Raw genomic sequence first — 23,609 nt, forward strand, 5'->3', positions numbered from 1 at the left:
CGATGGGGCGACACAACCTGGCCGAGGAGCCGGTGCCGCACCCCCTCGACCCGCCTTCGCGGTCCGCGGGCCGCAGTGAGACGACCGGTTCGCACCGGGTCGTCGGGAAGCAGAGCACCCGGCGGCGGATTGCGAAGTGGCCGATCGCCGTGGCCGGTCTGGTCGTCCTCGTGGCGCTCGGCATCGTCGGCTGGAACTGGGCCGACGGCGAGCTCAACAACCGCGCCGAGGCGCAGGCCGCCAGCTGTTCGGGCGGCCGCACCGACGTCCGGATCGTGGTGACCCCGCAGGTCGCCCGCCCGGTACAGACCGCGGCCACCCGCTGGAACCAGGACCTCACCGTGGTGCACGGCAGCTGCGTGCACGTGGACGTGCAGTCCAGGCCCGCTCCCGAGGTGCTCACCGCGCTGAGCGGGAAAGCCGGGCCGGAGACCATCGGCGGAGTGCCGGACGGCTGGATCTCCGAATCGCCGTACTGGGTCACCAAGCTGAGCCAGACCACCCCGGACGTGATCGGCTCGCCCGCGATGTCCGTGGGCGGCGGCCCGGCCGGAGGCGGCTACCTGTTCGTGGCGCTGAACGGCCCGTCGACCGACGAAACCCGGCAGCGCGCCACGCAGAGCTTCCGCGCCTTCCTCAAGGAGCCCGCGCAGCTGGCCGATCTCGCGGCCGCGGGCGCAGCGGCCCGCTGATCAGCCCAGCCGCTCCGGATCGGGTCCGGTGCGCGTGCCGTCGTCCAGTTCGGCCAGCGCGAGCAGGTCGTCCTCGGCCAGTTCGAAGTCGAACACGGCGAGGTTCTCCCGGATCCGCGCCGGGGTGGCCGATTTCGGGATCGCGATCGTGCCCAGCTGCAGGTGCCAGCGCAGCACCAGCTGCGCGGGCGTCTTGCCGTACTTCGCGGCCAGCGCGGTGACCACCCGGTCGCCCAGCAGCCGCCCGCGGGCCAGCGGGCTCCACGCCTCGGTGGCGATGCCGTGCCGGGCGTGGAACTCCCGCAACGGCACCTGCTGCAGCCACGGGTGCAGCTCGACCTGGTTCACCGCGGGCACCACGTCCGTCTCGTCCAGCAGCCGGCGCAGGTGCGCGACACCGAAGTTCGACACGCCGATCGCGCGCACCCGCCCGTCCCGAAGCAGCTGCTCCAGCGCCCGCCAGGTCTCGACGTAGCGGTCCAGCCCCGGCTGCGGCCAGTGGATGAGATAGAGGTCGACCGTCCCGAGCCCGAGCGCCGCCGCGCTGCGGTCGAAGGCACGCAGGGCGTTGTCGTAGCCGTGCTCGGAATTCCACAGCTTCGTGGTCACGAAGAACTCTTCGCGGGGCAGGCCCGACGCCCGGACCGCCGCGCCGACCTCGGCTTCGTTGCCGTACAGCGTGGCGGTGTCGATGCTGCGGTAACCGGCCTCGATCGCGGTCGAGACCACCTTTTCCGCCTCCGCGGCGTGGACCTGGTAGACGCCGAATCCGAGCTGCGGGACGGTGACGGAGTTGTTCAGGGTGAGCAGGGGCGGCACAGCCATCCGGCGATCCTCACTGCAGGGTCTGCGGGGTCTCTGACGTCTGCGGTCTTGCGGGAACACCGCCGATCTTGCCACTCCCCTGCCCCGCCCCGCTCACACCCCGCTGCGCACGCCGGTCGCGCGGACCGTCCCGGTCACCCGCGCCGCCCGCTCGGCCAGTGCGTCGACGTCGGATCCGGTGCCGTCCCGGGCCTCCACCGCGACCTGCGCGGCGATCGCGGACGAGCGTGCCATCTCCGCGGCCGCGGACACGTCGACCAGCGCTGCCCGGTCCACAGTGGACAGCAACCGCTCGGCCAGCCCGATCACCTCGCCTGCTGCGCCGATCACCTCGAGGGCCGGGTCCGCCCACGATCGGGACGGATGCGCCACGGCATGCGCGTCCTTCTCCGCCAGCCGCAGCGCGTGCCGGGTCAGCCGGTCCGCCTCGGCGTCTCCGCCCGCGGCCCGGCTGAGCAGCGCAGCGGCCTGCGCGACGGCGAGTGCCGCGACCGTCGCCCCGGCCGGGACCGGCACCGCCGGCCGCGCCAGCGAGTTCAGGAAATCGCTCACGATCTGGTCCCGCACGGCGGGTCCTCCTCCCGTTCGGTCCCGGTTGCCGGGACGGGTCGGCCGGTTCAGCGGCGGATACGGGTCATCTCGGGATCGACCAGCGGTTCGGCGGCGACCGTCGCGGCCACCTGGCGGCCGAAGTAGCCGATCGCCACCGGTTCGCCGACGCCCACCGAGGAGGGCAGCCATGCGTAGGCGATCGGCCGCCCGATGGTGTAGCCGTAGGCCGCGCTGGTCACGTACCCGGAAGCTGCTCCGCCGACGAACACCGGTTCCTTGCCCAGCACCACAGTCCGGCCGTCGTCGATGGTGAGGCAGCGCAACCGCCGGGACGCGGTGTCCTCGCTGCGGCCGTCGATCGCCGAGCGTCCCACGAACTCACCCTTCGCCGGACGCACCGCGAAGCCGACCCCGGCCTCGTACGGATCGTGCTCGGTGGTCATGTCCGTGCCCCACAGCCGGTAGCCCTTCTCCAGCCGGAGGCTGTTGAACGCCCCGCGTCCGGCGGCGATCACGCCGAGTTCGCGTCCGGCCGCCCAGAGCGCGTCCCACAACCGGCGGCCGTTGTCCGCGTCGGTGTAGATCTCCCAGCCGAGTTCGCCCACATAGGACAGCCGCAGAATGGTGACCGGGACCCCGGCGACCCGGGCCCGGCGGCCGCGGAAGTACTTGAGCCCGGTGTGCGAAAGGTCCTCGCGGGACAACGGCTGTACGAGGTCCCTGGCGAGCGGCCCCCACACGCCGATACAGCACGTGCCGCCGGTCGTGTCCCGGACCCGGACGGTTTCCGGCGCATGCGCGCGCAGGTAGGCGACATCGATGCCGCCGTTGATCCCGACCTGGAACAGCTCCGGTTCCAGCCGCGCCACCGTGATGTCGCTGCGCACCCCGCCGGCCTCGTCGAGCATCAGCGTGTAGGTGACCGAGCCGACGGACTTGTCCAGCTGGTTGGTCGTCAGCCCCTGCAGGAACTCCAGCGCACCCGGGCCGCTCACCTCCACCCGCTTGAGCGGGGTCATGTCGTACAGCGCCACGCCGTTGCGGGTGTGCCACGCTTCCGCGGCCACGATCGGCGAATGGAACTGCCCGGCCCAGCCGTCGCGCGCCGGCGGCAGGAAATCGTGCGGCAGATCCTTGAGCAGCGGCGCGTTGGCCTCGAACCAGTGCGGCCGTTCCCAGCCGCCCGCCTCCAGGAACACTGCACCGAGCTCACGCTGGCGGTCGTGGAACGGGCTCACCCGCAGCTCCCGCGGGGACAGCCGGGGTTGCAGCGGGTGCAGCACGTCGTAGATCTCCACGAAGTTCTGCTGCGCGGTTTCCCGCACGTACTCCGGCGCCAGCTGGACGTCCTCGAACCGGTGCACGTCCAGCTCGTGCAGATCGGTTTCGGCACGCCCGTGCACGAGGGTTTCCGCGACCGCCTTCGCGATCCCGGCCGCATGCGTCACCCAGATCGCCTCGGCCAGCCAGAACCCGCGCACCTGCGACGATTCGCCGACCAGCGACTGACCGTCCGGGGTGAACGAGAAGATGCCGTTGAAGCCTTCCTCCACCTTCGTCCGCCCCAGCGCGGGCAGCAGCAGCCTGCTCTCCTCCCACGACGGTGCGAAATCGTCCTCGGTGAACGGGAGCATCGAGGGCATCGCCGACTCGGTCACCCGCCCCGGCTCGGCGAACTCGTCGACCGGCATCGGGCGGTGCGCGTACGAGCCGATCCCGATCCGGTCGACGTGCTCGCGGAAGTAGAGATCCCGGTCCTGGTGCCGCAGGATCGGCAGGCTCGCCTCGCTCTGCTCGGTGTTGCGGCCGCGCAGTTCGGGCACCTGCCCGGTCTTCGCGTACTGGTGCGCCAGCGGCAGCAGCGGTACCGGCATGCCGACCATCGCGCCGATCTCACGACCCCAGAAGCCCGCGCAGGACACCACGATGTCGGCGGGGATCTCTCCGTCGGCGGTCTGCACGCCGGTGACGTGCCCGTGCGATTCGAGGATGCCGGTCACCCGGGTGGCTCCGACGAACCGCGCACCGTTGGCTTCGGCACGCCGGGCGAGCGCCACCACCGCACGGGAAGCCTTGGCCAGCCCGTCGGTGGGCACGTACAGCGCGCCGAAGACGGTTGTGCTGTCCAGCAACGGCCATCGTTCGGCGCATTCGCCCGGGTCGATCAGCCGCGCCTCGACCCCCCACGCGGTGGCCCAGCCCTGTTTGCGCTTCAGGTCTTCCCATCGCGCCGGGGTGCTCGCCACTTCCATCCCGCCGACCTGGTTGAAGCACGGCAGCCCGTCCACCTCCAGTTCCCGCAGCTTGCCCACGGTGTAGGAAGCGAACTCGGTCATCGCTTTCGACGCGTTGGTCTGGAACACGAGGCCCGGCGCGTGCGAGGTCGAGCCGCCGGTCAGCGGCAGCGGGCCCTGGTCGAGCACCGTGACGTCGGTCCAGCCGCGCGCGGTCAGCTCGTCGGCGAGGTTCGCACCCACGATGCCTGCCCCGATGATCACCACACGGGTCATGAGAACTCCCTGCAAGAGAACGGGTCAGCGGAACACGACGGTGCGGGTGCCACCCAGCAGCACCCGCCGTTCGCAGTGCCAGCGCACCGCGCGGGAGAGCGCCAGCGCCTCGGCGTCGCGGCCGACCGTGGCGAGTGCGCGGGGTGAATGGCTGTGGTCCACCCGCTGCACCTCCTGTTCGATGATCGGGCCCTCGTCCAGTTCCGGGGTCACGTAGTGCGCGGTCGCGCCCACGTACTTCACCCCGCGGTCATAGGCCTGGTGGTAGGGCTTCGCACCCTTGAAACCGGGCAGGAACGAGTGGTGGATGTTGATCGCCCGGCCCTGCAGCTTCTGGCACAGCCCGTCCGAAAGCACCTGCATGTACCGCGCCAGCACGACCAGGTCGATGCGATGCTCGCCGACCAGGTCGAGCAGCCGCTGCTCCGCCTCGGCCTTGGTCGCGGGCGTCACCGGCACGTGCTCGAACGCCACCCCGGCCGCCTCGGCCATCGGCCGCAGGTCCTCGTGGTTGGACACCACGAGCGCGATGTCCCCGCCGAGGCCGCCGGCCCGCCAGCGGAAGAGCAGGTCGTTGAGGCAGTGCCCGGCTTTCGACACCATCACCAGTATCCGGTCCGCCGACGGCGAGCAGAACCGGAACCGCATGCCGAAGTCCCCGGCGATCGGCGCGAACTCGCGGGTCAGCTCGTCCTCGGTCAGCGTGGCGGCACAGGTGAATTCGGTGCGCAGGAACAGTTCCCCGTGCACGTCGTCGTCGAACTGCTGGTGCTCCACGATGTCGCAGCCGTGGCCGACGAGGAAGGTGGTCACCGCGTGCACCAGCCCGGCGCGTTCCGGGCAGTGCAGGGTGAGCGTGAAGTGGTGGGTCATGACAGCGCCTCCCGGTGGTCGAGCGCGGTGTCCGCGAGCCACGCCGCACCCCGCGGTTGCGGGCCGCGGCACCGGAACCCGGGGTCCTCCGGCGGGTGCGCACCCGTCATCGGAGCACCTGCGTGCGAGTGCGTCGCCATTCCTGCCTCCCTCGCGGACCAGCTGGCCGACTACTGATATATCAATCTTCGAGGTAGAGTATGCCGGGTGAGTACCACGGTCAACCACGTCATTCCGGCCACCGCACCGTCGCTGGCCGATCGCGCCTACGAGTTCCTCCTCGACCAGCTGGTCATGCTCGGCATCAGACCGGGCGACCCGATCAACGAGGAGTGGGCGAGCAGCGCGCTCGGCATGGGCCGCACCCCCATCCGCGAAGCGCTGAAACGGCTGGAGACCGAACGCCTCGTGATCGCCTACCCGCGGCGCGGCACGTTCGCCACCGAAGTCAACATCTCCGATCTGGCGCACATCTCCCAGGTCCGGCACATCCTGGAGCCCACCGCCGCGGCGGCCGCCGCCACCAACGCGACCGACCACGACCGCGAGCAGCTCGCCGCGCTGCGCGACCGGCTCGGCACCGCGGCTTCGGCGGACAATCGCGAACTGCTGCGCACCGACCTCGACCTGCACCGGGCGATCTACCGCTGCGTGCACAACCCGTTCTTCGAGGACACCCTGATCCACTACGACAACCTCGCCACCCGCATCTGGTGTGTGTTCCTGCCCAGGCTGCACGGGATGGCCGGCCACGTCGGCGAGCATCTGCCACTGCTGACCGCGGTGGCCGAGGGCGACGCGGACAAAGCCGCGGAGCTCACCCTCGACCACGTGATCAGCTTCGAAAAGGCGATCCGGGTCCTCATCTAGTTTTCACCGGTCCTCGAGCCGTCCGCGCACCCAGTCGTGGAACAGCCCGATGTGGTGCTCGCTCGGCACCAGCACACCGCCGCGGGCGTAGGCGCGGGAGTCCATCGCGAGCTGACACCGTTCGCACGCCTCGAAATCCTGCTGGTTGACCCGGTGGAACAGCTCGACCGAACGGGACAGGTCCACCTCGGAGGCGACCACCTCCGGCAGGTAGAGCCAGTCGCAGCGGACCAGCGTGCGGTCCGGCGCAAGCGGGAACATCCGGTGCAGGATCACGTGGTCCGGCACCAGGTTCACGAACACCTGCGGCCGGACGGTGATCGCGTAGTACCGGCGGTCCTGGTGCGCCCCGACCCCCGGCAGCCGCTCCACCCCGGCACTGCCGTCCACAGTGAACCCCGAGACGTCCTCGCCGAACTCCGCGCCGTGGCCGACGTAGTACTGCGCGGCGTAGCCGTCCGCGAACTCCGGCAGCACCTCGGTCAGCTCCGGGTGGATCGTGGCGCAGTGGTAGCACTCCATGAAGTTCTCGATGATCTGCTTCCAATTGGCCCGCACGTCGTACTCGATGCGACGGCCCAGCTCGAGCTCGTCGATCCGGTAGGCCTCGATCTCCCCCGGTCCGCCGAGCCGCGCACCCACGTCGGCCTGCACGGTGTCGGCGAACGACGGCGGCTCCGCGGCCAGGCACACCCACGCATAACCGAGCCATTCCCGCAACGCCACCTCGGTCAGGCCGTACTCGGTCCGGTCCACGTCGGGCATCCCGGTGAGATTCGGCGCGGCCACGAGCTTCCCGTCGAGCCCGTAGGTCCAGGCGTGGTACATGCACTGGAACGCGCGCTTCACCGAGCCCTTCTCCTCGGCGCAGAGCCGGGCGCCGCGGTGCCGGCAGACGTTCAGGAAGGCCCGCAGCCGTCCGTCCCGCCCGCGCGCGACGATCACGCTTTCCCGTCCGATTTGGACAGTCTCGAACGAACCCGCCGAGGGCAGGTCGGCACTGCGGACCGCGCAGCACCATTCGGTTTCGAAGATCCGCTCCTGCTCCCGGGCGAAGATCCCCGGGTCGGTGTAATGCCGGCCGGACAACGTCGGCAGCAGGCTCTGCGGGAGGTCGGTGGTGGTCACCGGCAGTGCTCCTCTCGGGAAGGACAAGGTCGTCGGGGGGGTCGGGAATTGCTCAAGGCCGTCCGGGGTGGCCGGGCACGGACTCGCCCCGGAACGAACCTGTCCGGCGAAGGAACCCGCCGAAGAACAGGACGCCGCGGGAAGCCACCCGCCCGTGAACGAGACCACTCCGCCGTCGGTCCGGCCCTGCGACCGGGCCGGTCCCGCGAAGGAGGCGCCGAGGGACTGAACTTCCCCGCCCGGTCCTCCCCCGCCTGACCGCGCACCGGATCGGCGACGGAGGCGAACCGGCCGCACCCCCGCGTCCGGGCTCGCATCCGGCTTCGCCGGCCGTGCTCATTTGTTGCGTATAGCGCTTCACGTTGCCCTGTCCGGAACACGATGCGGCGAGCCGGGCGCGCTGTCAAGCCGCGGGCCGTGCCGTCACCCGATCACCGGAACGGCCTCCGACCACCGGTTTCACCCCTATCCGGCGCCCCACAAAACTCGTCCGAACTCGTCGCCCGCAGCTCTTGACGGCACTCCTCCCGGCCGCCCACACTTTGTTGCGTATCACGTTCAGCGTTCCTTAATACGCAACAACCCATCCCCTTCGTCGGAGGACAAGATGCTGCGCGCGTGCACAGTGGACGAGCTGCCCCTGGGTGAGTCCGTCCGGATCGCGGGGCCGGAGCCCATCGCCGTGTTCAACGCCGACGGCGAGCTGTACGCGATCAGCGACACCTGCAGTCACCAGGACGCGTCGCTCGCGGACGGGTGGCTGGAGGGCTGCTTCGTGGAATGCCCGCTGCACGCCGCGCTGTTCGACCTGCGCACCGGCGTCCCGAGCTGCCTGCCTGCCAAGAAGCCGGTCCGGACCTACCCGGTGCACGTCGAGGACGGCGTCATCTACGTGCGCACCGAAGCCGCGGAGGTGGCCGCGTGAAGACGGTGGCGATCGTCGGCGCTTCACTCGCCGGCGCACGGGCCGCACAGGAGCTGCGGGCGCAGGGCTTCGACGGACGGGTCGTGCTCGTCGGCGAGGAACCACACCTGCCCTACGACCGGCCGCCGCTGTCCAAGGGATTCCTCGCCGGCACGGCGTCCCGGGAATCTCTCGACCTGCTCGACGACGACGATCTCGCCGCACTGGAACTCCGGCTCGGCACTCGCGCCGAACGACTCGACCCGGCAACCGGCCGGCTGGTACTCTCCGACGGGGAACTGGCCGCGGACGGGATCGTGCTCGCGACCGGCGGCCGACCCCGGACCCTGCCGGGAACCGAATCGGTGGCCGGCGTACACGTGCTGCGCACCCTCGACGACGCACTCGCGCTGCAGCAGGAACTCGTTGCAGGAGCCCGCATCGTGGTCGTCGGCGGCGGTTTCATCGGCGCAGAAGTGGCATCGACGTGCCGCGCACTCGGCCTCGAGGTCACCGTGCTGGAAGCGCTCGAGACACCGCTGGCCCGCATCCTCGGACCACAGCTCGCCGAAGCCTGCGCACGGCTGCACGACCGGCACGGCACCACCCTGCGCTGCGGCGCCGCCGTCGCCGGGCTCGACACGGTCGCGGACGGCGCCGGACAGCGGGTGACCGGAGTCCGGCTCGGCTCCGGCGAAACCCTCCCGGCGGACGTCGTCGTGGTCGGCATCGGCATGGTCCCCGCCACCGGCTGGCTTTCCGGTTCCGGGCTGGAGAACGCGGGCGGCGTGCACACCACTGCCGGGCTGGTCACCGACCTGCCGAACGTGGTCGCGGTCGGCGACGTCGCGGCATACACCTCGGCCGAAACCGGGCGCCGGTGCCGCCACGAGCACTGGACCAACGCAAGCGAGCAGGCCCCGGTCGCGGTGGCGAACCTCCTGGCCGGGCAACCGGTCCGCGAGTACACCCCGAGCGGCTACCTGTGGTCCGACCAGTACGCAGGCACTCTGCAGCTGGCGGGGCACCCCGAGCCCGGCGACGAGATCGTGTTCACCGAAGGCACCGTGGAGGACGACGCCTTCGCGGCCACCTTCCGGCGCGAAGGCCGCACCACGGCGGTGTTCGCGCTCAACCTCCCCCGCGCCTTCACCCGGCTGCGCCGGCAGGAACTCCGCCGGCCCGCGCCGGTCGGCTGACCCCGGAGCACGACATCCGGCGCCTGCATCCGCGAAACCACCGGACGCTCCGCCTGCCCGACGGGCCCTGCCGGGATGCCGCACCGGCCCGCCTGCCGGGCGAACGATCCGCCACGCACCAGCCGTGCCGGACCGCCGGATACCGCCGCCAGTGCCGGGCGAGAGCACCGGCCACCACCTTCGCCCGAGGTCCGATGTAGACCGCCGGTAGCAACGCAGCCACGAGCCGTCCGCGCACCTCGTCGCAGTCCAGCACCGGCACCGTGCCCGAGCGGGGTCTTCTTGCCCGCCGCGGATCACTTCACGACTTGCACCACGTCCCCTGGGTGCAGAGTGTCGTAGAAGGCGACCGCGTCCGCGTGGGAAAGGTGCACGCAGCCGTGCGACTGCACCTTCAGGCTGCCCTGGTGGAAGGCCACCCCCGTGGTGGTGAAGAAGACCGAGTACGGCATCGGTCCGTTGAATTCCTTGCTGTAGTGGTCGATGTCCTTGTACTGCACGTGAAAAGTCCCGGCCGGCGTCGGATACGCCGATTTGCCCACGGTCACCGGCACGCCGCCGCGCACCACCTTGCCACCGTCCATCAGCCACGCGGTGTTCGAGGACAGTTTCACGCACGCTTTGGCCTGCGCGCCGCACGGGACACTCGCCGCCGCGCTCCCGGCGAACCCGATCGTGGCCGCCGCCGCGGCCACCCCTGCCAGTACTGCCGTGATCCTCCGGTACATCGCCCGTCTCCCGTCCCGCCGCACGACCGCCCCGACCGGCCGTCGTCGTGATCATGAACTGCCCCACCCGGCCGATTCCCAATCGGCCGTGTGGCGCACGTGGGTGAACCGAACGCGTCCACTGTGGAAAAGCCGGGCACGCCGCCCCCCGATCGGGGGGCACCGGCCGCCCACCCGCAGGCGCCCGGCCGGTGCCGCGCGGGCCGGTCGGGCGGAATCGGTAACCTGACGCGGTGGCCGACCCCTTCGCGCACGACCCCGTCCCCGACGAACCCGATCCGGTCCGTCCCGATCAGCCCGGTCCGTCCGCTTCGGACGGTCGGCGGGCCAAGCGCAAGCGGCCGTTCTGGCAGGAGCTGCTGATCCTGATCGGGGCCGCGCTCGTGCTCACCATCCTCATCCAGCAGTTCCTGGCGAAGGTCTTCCTCATCCCGTCCGCGTCGATGGAGACCACCCTGCACGGCTGCACCGGCTGTTTCGGCGACCGGGTGCTGGTGGACCGGGTCACCTACGACTTCACCGAACCGGGCGCCGGCGACGTCATCGTGTTCAGCGGCCCGCCGACGTGGAGCACCAACGAGATCGCGCCGCAGCAGCCCGCCGGGTTCTTCGCGAAAGCGGTGCAGGGCCTGGGTTCCCTCGTCGGCTTCGCACCGCCGGACGAACACGACTTCGTGAAGCGGGTGATCGCGGTCGGCGGCCAGACCGTGCAGTGCTGCGATCCGCAGGGCCGGGTGATCGTGGACGGGAAACCGCTCGACGAGCCCTATGTGCACCAGGCGAACCCGGCCGCTCCGGACCGGAAGCCGTTCGCGCCGGTCACCGTTCCGGACGGGAGCCTGTGGGTGATGGGCGACAACCGCGGCAACTCGTGCGATTCCCGCTGCCAGGGCGGCGGCGGGGTGCGCGGCACGGTGCCGGTCGACGACGTCATCGGCAAGGCCCGGCTGATCGTGCTGCCGCCGTCGCGATGGGGGGTGGTCAGCGCGCAGAACGCGCAGCAGACCGAAGCGCTCGGCGCACCCGCGTGGCAGCAAGGACTTCCGCTTGCCGCAGGCACCGTGCTCGCGTTCCCCGCGGTCGCCGCGGGCCGCAGGCTGCGCCGGAGAAGCTGAGCGCGGCCGCCGTCGCGGCACTGCCCCGCCCCGCCGTACCGGTCCGGACAGCCGATGGCATGATGCCCGCACGGTTTCCCGGCCATCCCCGGCCGCGGGCCGCCGAGGAAAGGGGACGGGTGAGCACGCGCACGACCCAGGTGGACGACCTCCGGCTGGTGGCGCAGCCGAGCGCGGTCCCGTGCACCGAACTGTTCGTCCGCCTGATCCTGGCGGACTGGTCCCTGCTGCCCATGCTGGAACGGGCCTCGGCCACCGCGACGCGGCTGGTGGGCGACGTGGTGGACCAGAGCCATCCGTCCACGCCCGCCTTCGTCACCGTGCGGCTGCAAGTACGCGGCGAACTGCTGGTCGTGGAGGTCGAGGACGACCTGCCCGCACCGAGACCGCCGGACGACGAGCGGATCGGCGTGCGCCCCCGGTCGGGCGGCGGCCGGGTGAGCTGGTGCGAGATCCCGTTGCCCGGCGGCATGTCCGCGGGCCAGGTGCAGCTCCCCCGCAGGCAGGGCCGCCGGACCCTGGTCGACGAGCCGGTCTCCGGTGAGCCGGTGGCCGCCGACCCGCAGGTGCTCGAACGGCTGCTGAACCGGCTCAGCGGCTGGTCCGGCTGACCCCCGCGCCAGCTACTTGCCGATCCGGAAAGAAGTGACTACATTCCGAGGAGGCAAGTAGCCGGAGGAGGTCGTGATGGACGAGCGGAACGATCCGCGGAAGGCGGCCGAAGCGCTGGCCGCGGTGCGCACCCACCAGGAGAGGGCGGACAAGGCGGCGCGGCTGCCCTGGTGGGTCTACGCGCTCACGTTCGTGGCCAGCGCCGGGCTGAGCGCCGCGAACGACTTCGTCGACCTGGCCGGGGCCAAGTTCATCGCCGCCGTGGTGGTGGTGCTGCTCATCGTCACCTTCGTGGCCGGCCTGCTCGGGCGCGGAACCGCGCCGCTGAGCCGGGTCCGCGGCGTGCAGCCGCGGCAGCAGATCCCGCAGTGGGCTTTCGCCACGCTGGTCGTCGTCGGCGCCGCCGGTGTCTGGGTGATCATCAGCTACGGCGGGTCCGTTGCCACCGCACTGGCCGACGCGGTCGGGCTGCCCGGCTATCCCGACACCGTTGCCGGAGTGGTCTTCGGCGCCGCGTTCACGCTGCTGTTCGCGCTCAGCCAGTTCGCGCTCGGGATCCTCCGCAAGCGAGCGGATCGATGACGGCCGGACCACCCGAGGGCCTGGACCGGCTCCTCTCGGATCCGACGAGACTCGCGATCATGTCCGTGCTGTGTTCGGTGGACTGGTGCGACTTCGCGTTCCTGCGCGACACCGTGGATCTCTCGGATTCCGCGCTGTCCAAGCAGTTGAGCACGCTGAAGAACAGCGGACAGGTGGAACAGCAGCGCAAATACCTCGGCCGGGTGCCCAAGACCTCGGTCCGCGCCACCGCCGAAGGACGCGACCGCTTCCGCCACCACGTCGAGGCCCTGCGCGCGATCGCCGAGCGGATCCCACCGGCGGGCATCCCCGGTGAATGAGCACCTGCGGCGCGGGAAACCCCGTGACCGCAAGGCTTCTCGCGCGCACACGGGCGCCGCGCCGGCACCCGGTCAGCCCGCGGTCACCGGTTCCCGGGCACCGCTGCGCTGTGCGCCGATGCCCGCCACGACGACGAACACGATCCCCGCCACCGCAGGCACCGCGGGCGTCTGGTGCAGCACCAGCAACCCGATCATCAGTGCGATCGCCGGTTCCAGGCTCATCAGCGTGCCGAACGCCGACGTGGTCAGCCTGCGCAGCGCCAGCATCTCCAGGCTGAACGGGACCACCGGCACCAGCACTGCCAGGCCCAGCCCGGCCAGCACCAGCGGCCAGCTCAGCCCGCCGATCATCGACGGCCCGTGCACCACCGTCGCAACCAGTCCGGCCACCGGCATGGACACCGCGAGGCCGCGGATGCCGGCCACCTCGTCGCCCACCCGTTGCGTGAGCAGGATGTAACAGCCCCAGCACACCGCCGACGCCAGCGCGCAGCCCACCCCGATCAGGTCGGCGCCACCGTGCCACGGCTCGGTGAGCAGCACGACCCCGGCCGCGGCGAGCACCGGCCAGATCCGGTGCCCGCCGCGGCCGCGGACGATCGCGACCGTGAGCGGGCCGAGGAATTCCAGTGCGCTCGCGGTGCCGAGCGGGAGCCGGGCGGCCGCGATCATGAACAGGATGGTCATCCCGGCGGTCACGACGCCCAGCACCACGCACGCGCCCAGCACTGGCCTGCGGAACGACGAGGGCCGCGGACGCACGAGCACCAGCAGCAGCACGCCCGCCCAGGCCAGCCGCAACCACGCGACACCGGCCGGGCCGACCTCGTTCGCCAGGTCGACCGAAACCGCGAGGCCCAGCTGGACGCACAGCATCGAGCCGACCGCGAGCGCCGCCCCGGCCCTTGCGGAGGAGAGGAAGGAGGAGACCACGGGCCCAGGAGAGCGTATCCGGACCGTTCGTGTCCACGTGCCGATCGTGGACGTACCGTCCGGGAATCCTGGACAATGCGCCGATGGACACGCGCAGGCTGCAGTTTCTCCTCGAGCTGTCCCGGCTCGGCTCGATGCGGGCGGTCGCGGATGTGCTCGGCACCACCACCTCGTCGGTTTCCCAGCAGATCGCCGTGCTGGCCAGGGAAACCGGCGCACCGCTGCTGGAACCGGACGGACGGCGGGTGCGGCTCACCCCCGCCGGACGGCGGCTGGCCGAGCACGCGGTCACCATCCTCGCCGCGGTCGAGGCGGCGCGGGTGGATCTCGACCCGGAGGCCGAGCCCGCCGGGACGGTCCGGGTCGCGGGATTCGGCCTCGCCGTCCGCCGCTCCCTGCTGCCGGTCGCCGACCGGCTCACCCGGCGCCATCCCGAGGTGCAGCTCATGGTCAGCGAACACGAACCCGGTGAAGCGCTGAGCCGGCTGATGGCCGACGACATCGACCTCGCACTGACCTACGACTACGACCTCGCACCTGCCACGACCGAGCGGTCCGTGGCCGCGGCGGTGCTGTGGACCACGCCGTGGGGACTCGGGGTGCGCGCGGAAGACACCCGCCACCTCCACGGGAACGGCACACTCGCGGTATTCCGAGCCTTCCGCGAGCACGACTGGATCGGCAACTCCCGCAACAGTGCGGACGAGGAGGTCGTACGCACCCTCGCTTCGATGGCCGGCTTCGCACCCCGCTTCACCCATCGCGCGGACAGCCTGGAACTCGTGGCGGACCTGATCGCCGCAGGCGGCGGGGTGGGCCTGCTCCCCCTCGACCAGACCACCCGGCCGGACGTCACGGTGCTCCCGCTGACCGGCCCGGACGTGCGGATGCGCGCCTACACCTGCACCCGGCGCGGCCGGGCCGCCTGGCCGCCGCTCGCCCTGGTCCTGGACCTGCTGCGGCGCGGCTGAGGATGCCCGGCAACCCGGCGTTGCGCCGGCCGGGATCCTGGTCGATCGTGGTGTTCAGAACCGGAGGACCAGCCGACCGGTGTCGTGGCTCGGGCTGACGCCGAACTCCCGCCGGTACTCGCGGCTGAACTGCGAGGGGCTCTCGTACCCGACCCGGTAACCGATCTCCGCCACGTTCGCCGCTGCGGTGGCCAGCAGCACCCGGGCCTCGCGCAGCCGGATCCGTTTCTGGTACTGGATCGGCGTCATCGAGGTGACCGCGCGGAAGTGCCGGTGGAACATCGACGGGCTCATCCCGGCGAGCGCGGCGAGATCCGCGACGCGCAGCGGTTCGGCGTACTCCTGCCGGATCCGGCGGATCGCCCGTGCGATGTGCCCGGCGGTGCCGTGCGCCCGGCCGATCTGCCGGACGAGCGCGCCGTGCTCGCCGGTCACCAGCCGCCAGAGGATCTCCCGCCGGCAGCCGGATTCGAGCACCCGGCGATCGGCCGGGCGGTCCACGAGCCGCAGCAGCCGCACGACCGGATCCAGCAGATCCGGTGTCGCGGTGCTCGTCGCGAGCCCCGGAAACCGTTGCGGCGTCGTCGAATCGGCCGTCTCCAGCAGCAACGGGGCGAGTGCTTTCGGCTCGAGCGCCATGCTGAACACGGCGAACGGCTCGTCGGCAGACGCGGCGAGTGCCTGCCCGGAAACCGGGAGATCCACCGAGACGACCAGGTACTGACCGGCTGCGTAGTCGTAGGGCACGTCGTTCAGCACGGTCCGCTTCACGCCCTGTGCGACGATCGCGAGGGAAGGCTCCGACATGGCGGGCACCAGTTCGGTCGGTTCGTCGGTGCAGGTCACCGACACGCCGTCGAGCACGCGCACCTTCCGCAGTCCGCGGCCGCCCGCGTGCCGCACCACCAGGTGCCGGAGTTCGTCGAGCGGGTGCACGTGCCGAGCCAAGCACCCCGGCCGGGACGCCGCCACCGGCACCCCCGGCAACCCGCCACGATCGGGCAAGCCGGTGCCCGGATGTGGCTACGTCCGGGCACGGCTCCGGTGATCGGATGGGAACCACCCGCTCACCGGCAAGGAAAGGACCGGAACTCTCCCGTGGAACACCGGATTCTCGGCGCTACCGGCATCTCCGTCAGCGAGTTCGGGCTGGGCGCGATGATGCTCGGCTCGCTCGGCAACCCCGACCACGACCAGGCGATCGGCATGGTGCACCGCGCGCTCGACGCCGGGATCACCCTCGTCGACACCGCCGACGTCTACTCCCGCGGCGAATCCGAGGAGATCGTCGGCAAGGCCATCCGGGGCCGGCGCGACGAGGTCGTGCTCGCGACCAAGTTCGGCCGTCCGATGGGCCACGACCCGAACCGGCGTGGTGCGTCGCGGCGGTGGATCGTGCGTGCCGTCGAGGACAGCCTGCGCCGCCTGGACACCGATCACCTCGACCTCTACCAGCTGCACCGCCCGGACCACCGGACGCCGGTCGAGGAAACCCTGCAGGCACTGACCGATCTGGTCCGGGCCGGGAAGATCCGGGCGTTCGGCTCGTCGATGTTCCCGGCGGAACTGGTCGTGGAGGCGCAGTGGGCGGCACGCGAGCAGCATTCGCACCGGTTCAGCACCGAACAGACCATGTACTCCGTCTTCACGCGCCGTCCCGAAGCCGCAGTGTTCCCGACCGTGCAACGCCACGGAATGGGCGTGCTCGCCTTCAGCCCCCTCAACAGCGGCTGGCTTTCCGGCAGGCCGGAGCTCGGGCAGAGCCACCGCGCCGCGCTGATGGCCCCGGTGCTGCCCGCCCACTACGACCCGACGACACCGACCGGGGCCGCGAAAACCGAGGCAGTGGCGAAACTCGCCGCGCTCGCCGGCGAAGCGGGAATCACCCTCCCCCAGCTCGCGACGGCATTCGTCCGCGCACATCCGGCGGTCACGACGGTACTGCTCGGACCGCGCACTCCAGAGCAGCTCGACGGCCTGCTCACCGGCGCCGGCCGCACGCTGCCCGGCGACGTCCTCGACCGCATCGACGAAATCGTGCCGCCCGGCACCGACCTCGACCCCGCGGACACCTACGCGGCGACACCGCCCGCGGTGGAGGTTGCCGCTCTCCGGCGCAGATGAACCGGCCGACACGCCGCCGCCGGTCCCGCGAGCAGTACTCGCAGGACCGGCGGCGGCACGAGCAGGGGTCACCAGCCGACTGCGACCTCCAGCCACTCCGGGTCGTTGTGCGAGACGAACGACGACTGGCTGGCCGAGTCGTCATAGGGGAACCCGTACGCGCGGTTGTCGATGCCGTGGTCGTGCCAGAACTTCGCGTAGTAGTTCGCCGGCGCGGCCTTGTAGTAGTTCGCCGGGTCCTGCTGCTGGTCCTCGGGCAGGTCCGCGGTGTGCCGGTTCAGCGCCGCGCACTTGTCCGCGGATTCGGCCAGCGAGCCGGCGCACGCGGCGATGTTCGCGGTCGTCTCGTCCACCCCGACGGACTTCGCGTAGTCGGTGAAGTAGTTCCCGGACTTGCCGTCCGGCTGGAAGTCCGGGCTCTTGCCGGGAGCCGGGATGAACGCGGGTGCGTTGCTGTCGGCGAGGCCCTTGAACTCGTCCGGGACCTCGTCCTTGAACTTCGCGAACGTCGCGTCGCGGTCCTCCTGGAAGGTCTCGTAGTCGTCGCCGACCTGCACGTCGTAACCGTCGTGCGCGTGCAGCCGCATGGCGAGCTTGAGGCCGAACCCGTCGACCCGGGTGGTGTTGCCGTTGAACACGTCGTCGCCGACGGTGAACTCGACGAAGTCGGTGTACTCGCTGTCCGGTGAGCCGAGGTGGAAAACCATCCGCCCGGCCGAGTTGGCCGCCATGTCCACCGTCGGCTGCTCGGCGATCGAGTGCGTCTGGTCGCCGAAGGTCCAGTAGACCTGGTCGTCCGGGTACTTGCCGTTGGTCTGGTTGAGCACCTTGACGGTCAGCACGTTCTGGGCGGGAGGGATCGAGCCGGTGTCCCCCCAGAACTCATCGGGCGGGGCGCTGCCGGCGGTCTCGGCTGTCGCCGACGGGGCGGTGAGCCCCAGCGCGGCGAGAGCGAGGACCGCGGCGAACGCGGTCCGGCGGCGGGTAATGGCAGGCATGGTTCCTCCTGGCGCGACGAGCGGCCCGCACAGCCACCGGCGGCGGCGCACGGTCGAACAGGCTCGGCACGAGGGCGGAACGCCGCGGGGGCGCACGACCGGGCCGCAAGAAAGGTTCATACCACTTGCGCGTGCTGTCAAGTCCCCACCGACGAACGTCGGGTGGCCCGCAATCAGGGTCCGCCCGTCCGGCGGTATCCCCCGGCACGGCCCGTCCGGAACAACATCCGCGGGTCCGGTGTTGGCCCCGGCACAGGATTGTCCACGAGGGAGGACCCGCCGTGCCGTCGACCACACAACCCCTGCGGAAACTCGGTTTCCTCACCATCGGGCTGTTCGACGGCGACGATCCCCGTCCCGGTCACGAATCCACGCTGCGGATCATCGAGCTCGGTGAGAAGCTGGGCTTCGACAGCGCCTGGGTGCGGCACCGGCACCTGCAGTACGGCATTTCCTCACCGGTCGCGGTGCTCGCCGCGGCCACCCAGCGGACCAGCCGGATCGAGTTCGGCACCGCCGTCATCCCGCTCGGCTGGGAGAACCCGCTGCGGCTCGCCGAGGATCTGGCCACCGTGGACATCCTCTCCGGCGGCAGGCTCAACCCGGGACTGAGCGTCGGGCCGCCGATGCACTACGACCGGGTGCAGACCGCGTTGTACCCGGACACCGGCGACCGCGAGGACTTCGGCTACGAGCGGGTGTCCCGGTTGTTGTCCCTCATCCGCGGCGAGCCGGCGTCCTCCTTCCACGGCACCGAAGGCATCGAAGAGTTTTCCGACCGCGTGCAGCCGCACTCACCCGGCCTCGGCCGCCGGATGTGGTACGGCGGCGCAAGCACCCGCTCTGCGCAGTGGGCCGGTGCGCACGGGATGAATTTCCTGACCAGCAGTGTCGTCCGCGCCGAAGGACCCGGGAGCTTCGAGGAGATCCAGCGCTCGCACGTGCACGCGTTCCGCGAACAGCACCCCGATGGCGAGCGCGCCCGCGTGTCACAGGGCCTGGTGGTGATCCCCACCGACACCGCGACCTCCGAACAACGCGCCAAGTACGAGGAGTACGCGGCGAAACGCCTGCCCCGCACCACCGAGCCGCAGGGACCGGCACGGATGCTGTTCTCCCCGGATTTCGTCGGCACCTCCGCCGAACTCGCCGAACGGCTGTACGCGCACGCCGCGTTCCGCGAGATCGACGAGGTCGCCTTCGCCCTGCCGTTCACCTTCGAGCACGAGGACTACGTCCAGATCCTCACCGATCTGGCCACCCGGCTCGGCCCGGCGCTCGGGTGGAAACCGGCGGCCTGAACGTCGGCTCCGCGGTCCCGAACTGCCCGAGCTACCCGAGCGCGGCGGACAACGTGCGCAGGCACAGCGCGCGCAGCTCGGCCCGGCTGATCCGCCCGTGCAGCAACCATTCCACGCTGCTGACCCGCACGAACGACAGCCACGCCGGCAGTGCCACACCGGCCACCTCCCGGCGGTGCCCGGACAGGTCCAGCGCATCCAGCAACCGGGCGCGCAGGGTCGTCAGCTCGTCGGCGATGATGCGCTGGACCACCGGGTCGCCCGCGAGGTCCAGGTTGGCGGCGAGCACCGTCGTCCGGTTCGCGGTGAAGTAGTCGAAATGCGCGTCGAGCGCGGCAGCAACCCAGTCCTCCGGCGCCCCCGCAGCACTCGCCCCGGTCGCGGTGACGAGCTCGTCGGCGGCGCGCCGGTAGACCTCCGCGAAGAGGTCTCGTTTGCTCGGGAAATAGCGGTACACCAGCCCGCGCGACACCCCGGCCGCAGCGCCGACCTGGTCCATCTGCACCTCGTGGTAGGGCCGCTCGGCAAACAGCCGTGCGCCGACGTCGATCAGCTGGGCCCGCCGCTGTTCGGGGGCGAGGCGTCGCCTGCTCATCCCGGCAGCTTATTTGACACGTGTACAGCAAGTGCTAGCGTCGCGCCGGTAGACACAGGTGCACCAAGGGGGCGTCGTGCCGGACTACACGTCCACGCTGGAGATCGCGCGCCCGGCCGGGGACCGGCGGACCGCGCAGCAGTGGGCCCGCGCGGTCTGGGAAGACGCGCCACGGCCGGTGCGGACGTTCCTGCGGGTCGGCTGGCGCTGTCTCGGGCTGCGAGCGGATCCCGCGCCGGAGCGGGTGCTGGGCTGGACGGTCGCCGAGTCCGGACCGGACCACGTCGTGCTCACCGTCCCGGCGCGGATCATGACCTCCCGCAACGTGGTCCGGCTCGACGAAACGCACGTGCGGTGGACCACCGACGTCGATTTCGACCGGTCCCCCGCCCGCCTGCTGTGGTCGCTCGCCGTGCCGTTCCACCGGAGGCTGATCCCCGCCCGGCTGCGGCGCGTCGCGGCAGGCACCGACCGCGGCGCGCGCCAGCACCGCATCGTCACCCGATTTCAGCGGCACCTCGGCAACCCGCTGGTCTCCCGGCTGCCCGGCCAGACTCTGCTGGAGACCACCGGCCGCCGTTCGGGACTCCCCCGCCGCACTCCGCTGGGCGGCCGCCGGACGGGCGGGCAGTTCTGGCTGGTGTCGGAGTTCGGCCTGCGCTCGCACTACGTCCGCAACATCGAAGCGGACCCGCACGTCCGGCTGCGCCTGCACGGCCGCTGGCACCGCGGCGTCGCCCACCTGCTGCCCGAGGACGACGCCCGCGCCCGGCTGAAGTCACTGCCCCGGCTCAACAGCGCAGCGGTCCGCACCCTCGGCGCCGACCTGCTGACCATCCGCGTCGATCTCGAATGACCGCGCCGATGGTGTGCCGAGCGTTGCGCACCGGCACGGGGTTCGTCTCGCGGTAGTACCGCAGCTGGGATCAGCCGTCCACGTTCCAGCAGGAGGTTGCCGGGCGACCGGCCCCGTCAGCTGTCGGACCGCCGCAGCAGCCATCGCTGTTCGTGCTCGATGCCGTCTGCTGCCCAGCCACGACGAGGCAACCGCACCACCAGTGCGTCCCCAGGCGGATTTCCGCCTCGCCGGGGTACCGGAACCCGTGCCCGCCCGCGACTACCCGGACCGGCGGACGGTTTTCCGCCATCCCGCCGGTTATTCCCGGTCGCGGCGGAAATCCCAGACGCTGGGTACGGCTGCCGCGATCGACGATCCGGCGCACACTTCGGGTGTCGGACGACGAGGAAGGACGCCACCATGACAGGGGTTACCGGACCACGGCTCGCGGTCGCGCTCGACGGCACCGGCTGGCATCCGGCGGCGTGGCGGGAGCCCGAAGCCCGTCCTGGCGACGTGCTGACCGCCGGGTACTGGGCCGACCTGGTCCGCCAGGCCGAGGCGGCCCGGCTCGACTTCGTCACCTTCGAAGACTTCCTCTCGCTGCGCACGCCGTCGGACTCCACCGTGCGCACCGACGTCGTCCAGACCCGGCTGGACGCCGTGCTCATCGCCTCCCGCGTCGCACCGCTCACCTCGCACATCGGGCTGGTCCCGACCACCGTCGTCACCCACACCGAGCCGTTCCACGCCGCCAAGGCGATCGCGACGCTCGACTACGTCAGCTCCGGGCGCGCCGGCATCCGGGCGCAAGTATCCGGCAGCGCGGAGGAATTCCGGCATTTCGGCCGCCGTGAGCCGGAAGGCGTGGACGCGCTGTTCGACGAGGCCGCCGACTACCTCGAGGTCCTCCGCAGGCTGTGGGACAGCTGGGAGGACGACGCCGAAATCCGCGACGTCGCCACCGGCCGCTTCATCGATCGCGACAAACTGCACTACATCGACTTCGAGGGCCGCTGGTTCTCGGTCAAGGGCCCGTCCATCACGCCCCGTCCGCCGCAGGGCCAGCCGCTGGTCGCCGCGCTGGCGCACATCCCGGTCGCCTACCGCCTCGCCGCCCGGCAGGCGGACCTCGTCTACGTGACCCCCGCCGACCGTGCGGGCAGCGCGTCGATCCTCGCCGAGGTGCAGGAGGCGCAGGCCGCCCGTACCGGCGATTCCCTGCACGTCTTCGCCGATCTCGTGGTGTTCCTCGACGAGACCGCGCAGGCCGCCGCGGACCGCAAGGCCCGTCTCGACGAACGGGCCGGCGCGGAATTCACTTCGGACGCGCACATCTTCACCGGCACCCCGGCCGAGCTGGCCGACTTGCTGCTCGACTGGCACGCGACCGGCCTGTCCGGCTTCCGCCTGCGGCCCGCCGCGCTGCCGCACGATCTCACCGCCATCACCGACGGGCTGGTGCCCGAACTGCGCTCACGCGGTGCGTTCCGGACCGGCTACGAGGCGCCGACGCTGCGCGGCCTGCTCGGCCTCTCCCGTCCGGCCAACCGTTACGCCGCCTGAGCCCGAGGAGACGAGATGACCAAGCCCCGCAAGCAGATCCACCTCGCGGCCCACTTCCCCGGCGTCAACAACACGACCGTGTGGAGCGATCCCGAGGCAGGCAGCCACATCGAGTTCAGCTCGTTCGTGAAGCTGGCACAGACCGCCGAGCGCGCGAAGTTCGACTTCTTCTTCCTCGCCGAAGGCCTGCGGCTGCGCGAGCAGAACGGCCGGATCTACGACCTCGACGTGGTCGGGCGGCCGGACACCTTCGCCGTACTGGCCGCGCTGGCCGCCGTGACCGACCGCCTCGGCCTCGCCGGCACCATCAACTCCACGTTCAACGAGCCGTTCGAGGTCGCCCGCCAGTTCGCTTCGCTGGATCACCTCTCGGCCGGGCGCGCCGCGTGGAACGTCGTCACCTCGTGGGACGCCTTCACCGGCGAGAACTTCCGCCGCGGCGGCTACCTGCCGCAAGACCAGCGCTACTCCCGCGCCGAGACGTTCATGCGTACCGCGTGGGAGCTGTTCGACTCGTGGCACGGCGACGAAGTCGTGGCGGACAAGGAAACCGGCCGCTTCCTCTCGAACCCGGACGCCGGCGCGTTCTCGCACCACGACCGGCACTTCGACATCCAGGGCCGATTTCCGGTACCGCGCAGCCCCCAGGGCCGCCCGGTCATCCTGCAGGCAGGCGATTCCGAGGAAGGCCGGGAATTCGCCGCCGCCACCGCCGACGCCATCTTCACCCGGCACGGCACCCTCGAAGCCGGCCAGGCGTTCTACTCCGACGTCAAGGGCCGCCTCGCGAAACACGGCCGCACGAACGACCAGCTGGTGATCCTCCCCGCCGCGACCTTCGTACTGGGCGACACCGACGCCGAGGCCCACGAAAAGGCCCACGAGGTGCGCCTGGCGCAGGTCAGCGAGCAAACCGCGATCAAGTTCCTGGAACAACTCTGGAACACCGACCTGAGCGCGCACGACCCGAACGGCCCGCTGCCCGCCTTCGACCCGGTGGTCGGCGACTCCCTGATCGCCAAGGGCCGCGCCAGCGTCCGCATGTACCGGGACCCGATCGCCACCGCACACGAATGGCGTGCACTGGCCGAGGCGAAGAGCCTGACCAGCCGCGAACTGATCATCGAGGTGACCGGCCGGCAGAACTTCATCGGCTCCCCGGCAACCGTCGCAAACGCCCTGGACGACCTAGTCCAAGCCGACGCAGCCGACGGCTTCATCCTGGTCCCCCACGTAACCCCGGGCGGCCTGGACGAGTTCGCCGACCGAGTCGTCCCCCTGCTCCAGGAACGAGGCTCCTTCCGCACGGACTACGAAGGCCCGACCCTGCGCCACCACCTGGGCCTGGAGAAGTAGCCCCCGCACCCGGA

General features: G+C 71.2%; 24 protein-coding genes. 14 read left to right on the forward strand and 10 right to left on the reverse strand.

The genetic code is table 11. From position 1 onward, the window contains the following. Positions 1–2 precede the first annotated feature (2 nt). On the forward strand, positions 3–692 hold the full coding sequence (locus tag ABD793_RS30920) for a hypothetical protein (RefSeq protein WP_344866401.1): 690 nt from the start codon (positions 3–5) through the stop codon (positions 690–692). Here the strand turns inward: ABD793_RS30920 and ABD793_RS30925 are convergent, their stop codons facing one another. From ABD793_RS30925 to purU, 4 genes are all read right to left on the reverse strand, one after another. Continuing rightward, on the reverse strand, positions 693–1,517 hold the full coding sequence (locus ABD793_RS30925; RefSeq protein WP_344866403.1) for an aldo/keto reductase: 825 nt from the start codon (positions 1,515–1,517) through the stop codon (positions 693–695). Between the two features lie 93 nt (positions 1,518–1,610). Continuing rightward, positions 1,611–2,084 carry a hypothetical protein gene (locus ABD793_RS30930; RefSeq protein WP_344866405.1) on the reverse strand — a complete coding sequence of 158 codons (474 nt, stop codon included), beginning with the start codon at positions 2,082–2,084 and terminating at the stop codon, positions 1,611–1,613. 50 nt (positions 2,085–2,134) lie between these two features. Then, on the reverse strand, positions 2,135–4,579 hold the full coding sequence (locus ABD793_RS30935; RefSeq protein WP_344866407.1) for a GcvT family protein: 2,445 nt from the start codon (positions 4,577–4,579) through the stop codon (positions 2,135–2,137). Between the two features lie 24 nt (positions 4,580–4,603). Next, entirely contained in the window at positions 4,604–5,452 is an 849-nt protein-coding gene (purU, locus tag ABD793_RS30940; protein WP_344866409.1) for a formyltetrahydrofolate deformylase, read from the reverse strand. Positions 5,453–5,659: 207 nt separating this feature from the next. Between purU and ABD793_RS30945 the strand changes: the two genes are divergently transcribed. Then, the gene (locus ABD793_RS30945; protein ID WP_344866411.1) at positions 5,660–6,322 is read left to right on the forward strand and encodes a GntR family transcriptional regulator; all 663 of its coding nucleotides are present in this window, start codon (positions 5,660–5,662) and stop codon (positions 6,320–6,322) included. A 3-nt stretch (positions 6,323–6,325) separates the two neighbouring features. Here ABD793_RS30945 and ABD793_RS30950 read toward each other — a convergent pair whose 3' ends face one another. After that, complete coding sequence (locus ABD793_RS30950) at positions 6,326–7,450, reverse strand: aromatic ring-hydroxylating oxygenase subunit alpha (protein ID WP_344866413.1); 1,125 nt, start codon at positions 7,448–7,450, stop codon at positions 6,326–6,328. Positions 7,451–8,057: 607 nt separating this feature from the next. Here ABD793_RS30950 and ABD793_RS30955 point away from each other — a divergent pair. Both ABD793_RS30955 and ABD793_RS30960 read left to right on the forward strand, forming a co-directional pair. Further along, positions 8,058–8,375 carry a bifunctional 3-phenylpropionate/cinnamic acid dioxygenase ferredoxin subunit gene (locus ABD793_RS30955; RefSeq protein ID WP_344866415.1) on the forward strand — a complete coding sequence of 106 codons (318 nt, stop codon included), beginning with the start codon at positions 8,058–8,060 and terminating at the stop codon, positions 8,373–8,375. Then, positions 8,372–9,553: an NAD(P)/FAD-dependent oxidoreductase gene (locus ABD793_RS30960; protein ID WP_344866417.1), complete on the forward strand. Its 1,182-nt coding sequence runs from the start codon at positions 8,372–8,374 to the stop codon at positions 9,551–9,553. Before ABD793_RS30955 ends, ABD793_RS30960 begins: the two co-directional genes overlap by 4 nt. Before the next feature lie 296 nt (positions 9,554–9,849). On the opposite strand, the gene ABD793_RS30965 is transcribed toward ABD793_RS30960, so the two are convergent. Continuing rightward, positions 9,850–10,281 (reverse strand): L,D-transpeptidase, encoded by a 432-nt coding sequence (locus ABD793_RS30965; RefSeq protein WP_344866419.1) that lies wholly within the window; start codon positions 10,279–10,281, stop codon positions 9,850–9,852. A 233-nt stretch (positions 10,282–10,514) separates the two neighbouring features. Between ABD793_RS30965 and lepB the strand changes: the two genes are divergently transcribed. The 4 genes from lepB to ABD793_RS30985 all read left to right on the forward strand — a co-directional run bounded on the left by lepB (position 10,515) and on the right by ABD793_RS30985 (position 12,910). Then, the gene (lepB, locus tag ABD793_RS30970; RefSeq protein WP_344866421.1) at positions 10,515–11,396 is read left to right on the forward strand and encodes a signal peptidase I; all 882 of its coding nucleotides are present in this window, start codon (positions 10,515–10,517) and stop codon (positions 11,394–11,396) included. Between the two features lie 119 nt (positions 11,397–11,515). Continuing rightward, positions 11,516–12,007, forward strand: a complete 492-nt coding sequence (locus ABD793_RS30975) for an ATP-binding protein (protein WP_344866423.1) — start codon at positions 11,516–11,518, stop codon at positions 12,005–12,007. Positions 12,008–12,083: 76 nt separating this feature from the next. Then, positions 12,084–12,590: a hypothetical protein gene (locus tag ABD793_RS30980; protein ID WP_344866425.1), complete on the forward strand. Its 507-nt coding sequence runs from the start codon at positions 12,084–12,086 to the stop codon at positions 12,588–12,590. Between the two features lie 59 nt (positions 12,591–12,649). Continuing rightward, positions 12,650–12,910, forward strand: a complete 261-nt coding sequence (locus ABD793_RS30985; protein WP_344866427.1) for a transcriptional regulator — start codon at positions 12,650–12,652, stop codon at positions 12,908–12,910. A gap of 72 nt (positions 12,911–12,982) precedes the next feature. On the opposite strand, the gene ABD793_RS30990 is transcribed toward ABD793_RS30985, so the two are convergent. After that, a complete protein-coding gene (locus tag ABD793_RS30990) occupies positions 12,983–13,846 on the reverse strand; it encodes an EamA family transporter (RefSeq protein WP_344866429.1) in 864 nt (287 codons plus the stop codon). An 83-nt stretch (positions 13,847–13,929) separates the two neighbouring features. On the opposite strand from ABD793_RS30990, the gene ABD793_RS30995 reads away from it, so the two are divergent. Further along, positions 13,930–14,817, forward strand: coding sequence for a LysR family transcriptional regulator (locus ABD793_RS30995; RefSeq protein WP_344866431.1), 888 nt, complete (start codon positions 13,930–13,932; stop codon positions 14,815–14,817). A gap of 54 nt (positions 14,818–14,871) precedes the next feature. Here ABD793_RS30995 and ABD793_RS31000 read toward each other — a convergent pair whose 3' ends face one another. Continuing rightward, entirely contained in the window at positions 14,872–15,753 is an 882-nt protein-coding gene (locus ABD793_RS31000; protein WP_344866433.1) for an AraC family transcriptional regulator, read from the reverse strand. A 162-nt stretch (positions 15,754–15,915) separates the two neighbouring features. On the opposite strand from ABD793_RS31000, the gene ABD793_RS31005 reads away from it, so the two are divergent. Beyond that, positions 15,916–16,941, forward strand: coding sequence for an aldo/keto reductase (locus tag ABD793_RS31005; RefSeq protein WP_344866435.1), 1,026 nt, complete (start codon positions 15,916–15,918; stop codon positions 16,939–16,941). Positions 16,942–17,009: 68 nt separating this feature from the next. Here the strand turns inward: ABD793_RS31005 and ABD793_RS31010 are convergent, their stop codons facing one another. After that, on the reverse strand, positions 17,010–17,939 hold the full coding sequence (locus tag ABD793_RS31010; RefSeq protein WP_344866437.1) for a glycoside hydrolase family 64 protein: 930 nt from the start codon (positions 17,937–17,939) through the stop codon (positions 17,010–17,012). Between the two features lie 281 nt (positions 17,940–18,220). On the opposite strand from ABD793_RS31010, the gene ABD793_RS31015 reads away from it, so the two are divergent. Then, on the forward strand, positions 18,221–19,240 hold the full coding sequence (locus ABD793_RS31015; RefSeq protein ID WP_344866439.1) for an LLM class flavin-dependent oxidoreductase: 1,020 nt from the start codon (positions 18,221–18,223) through the stop codon (positions 19,238–19,240). A 31-nt stretch (positions 19,241–19,271) separates the two neighbouring features. On the opposite strand, the gene ABD793_RS31020 is transcribed toward ABD793_RS31015, so the two are convergent. Continuing rightward, the gene (locus ABD793_RS31020) at positions 19,272–19,835 is read right to left on the reverse strand and encodes a TetR/AcrR family transcriptional regulator (RefSeq protein WP_344866441.1); all 564 of its coding nucleotides are present in this window, start codon (positions 19,833–19,835) and stop codon (positions 19,272–19,274) included. Positions 19,836–19,911: 76 nt separating this feature from the next. On the opposite strand from ABD793_RS31020, the gene ABD793_RS31025 reads away from it, so the two are divergent. The 3 genes from ABD793_RS31025 (at position 19,912) to ABD793_RS31035 (ending at position 23,595) form a co-directional block, all read left to right on the forward strand. Then, on the forward strand, positions 19,912–20,691 hold the full coding sequence (locus ABD793_RS31025; RefSeq protein ID WP_344866443.1) for a nitroreductase/quinone reductase family protein: 780 nt from the start codon (positions 19,912–19,914) through the stop codon (positions 20,689–20,691). Positions 20,692–21,093: 402 nt separating this feature from the next. Then, complete coding sequence (locus ABD793_RS31030) at positions 21,094–22,239, forward strand: LLM class flavin-dependent oxidoreductase (RefSeq protein ID WP_344866445.1); 1,146 nt, start codon at positions 21,094–21,096, stop codon at positions 22,237–22,239. Between the two features lie 15 nt (positions 22,240–22,254). Continuing rightward, a complete protein-coding gene (locus tag ABD793_RS31035; RefSeq protein ID WP_344866447.1) occupies positions 22,255–23,595 on the forward strand; it encodes an NtaA/DmoA family FMN-dependent monooxygenase in 1,341 nt (446 codons plus the stop codon). Positions 23,596–23,609: the final 14 nt, after the last annotated feature.

This window comes from Amycolatopsis ultiminotia, assembly GCF_039536925.1.
Classification (GTDB): Bacteria; Actinomycetota; Actinomycetes; order Mycobacteriales; family Pseudonocardiaceae; genus Amycolatopsis; species Amycolatopsis ultiminotia.

Bases quoted from the DNA above. Each gene is read 5' to 3' on its own strand.
- ABD793_RS31030 (WP_344866445.1), top strand. From the start codon at position 21,094: ATGACAGGGGTTACCGGACCACGGCTCGCGGTCGCGCTCGACGGCACC.
- ABD793_RS30965 (WP_344866419.1), bottom strand. From the start codon at position 10,281: ATGTACCGGAGGATCACGGCAGTACTGGCAGGGGTGGCCGCGGCGGCG.
- ABD793_RS30995 (WP_344866431.1), top strand. From the start codon at position 13,930: ATGGACACGCGCAGGCTGCAGTTTCTCCTCGAGCTGTCCCGGCTCGGC.
- ABD793_RS30980 (WP_344866425.1), top strand. From the start codon at position 12,084: ATGGACGAGCGGAACGATCCGCGGAAGGCGGCCGAAGCGCTGGCCGCG.
- ABD793_RS31020 (WP_344866441.1), bottom strand. From the start codon at position 19,835: ATGAGCAGGCGACGCCTCGCCCCCGAACAGCGGCGGGCCCAGCTGATC.
- ABD793_RS30920 (WP_344866401.1), top strand. From the start codon at position 3: ATGGGGCGACACAACCTGGCCGAGGAGCCGGTGCCGCACCCCCTCGAC.
- ABD793_RS30925 (WP_344866403.1), bottom strand. From the start codon at position 1,517: ATGGCTGTGCCGCCCCTGCTCACCCTGAACAACTCCGTCACCGTCCCG.
- purU (WP_344866409.1), bottom strand. From the start codon at position 5,452: ATGACCCACCACTTCACGCTCACCCTGCACTGCCCGGAACGCGCCGGG.
- ABD793_RS30955 (WP_344866415.1), top strand. From the start codon at position 8,058: ATGCTGCGCGCGTGCACAGTGGACGAGCTGCCCCTGGGTGAGTCCGTC.
- ABD793_RS30935 (WP_344866407.1), bottom strand. From the start codon at position 4,579: ATGACCCGTGTGGTGATCATCGGGGCAGGCATCGTGGGTGCGAACCTC.
- ABD793_RS31010 (WP_344866437.1), bottom strand. From the start codon at position 17,939: ATGCCTGCCATTACCCGCCGCCGGACCGCGTTCGCCGCGGTCCTCGCT.
- ABD793_RS30985 (WP_344866427.1), top strand. From the start codon at position 12,650: ATGTCCGTGCTGTGTTCGGTGGACTGGTGCGACTTCGCGTTCCTGCGC.
- ABD793_RS31035 (WP_344866447.1), top strand. From the start codon at position 22,255: ATGACCAAGCCCCGCAAGCAGATCCACCTCGCGGCCCACTTCCCCGGC.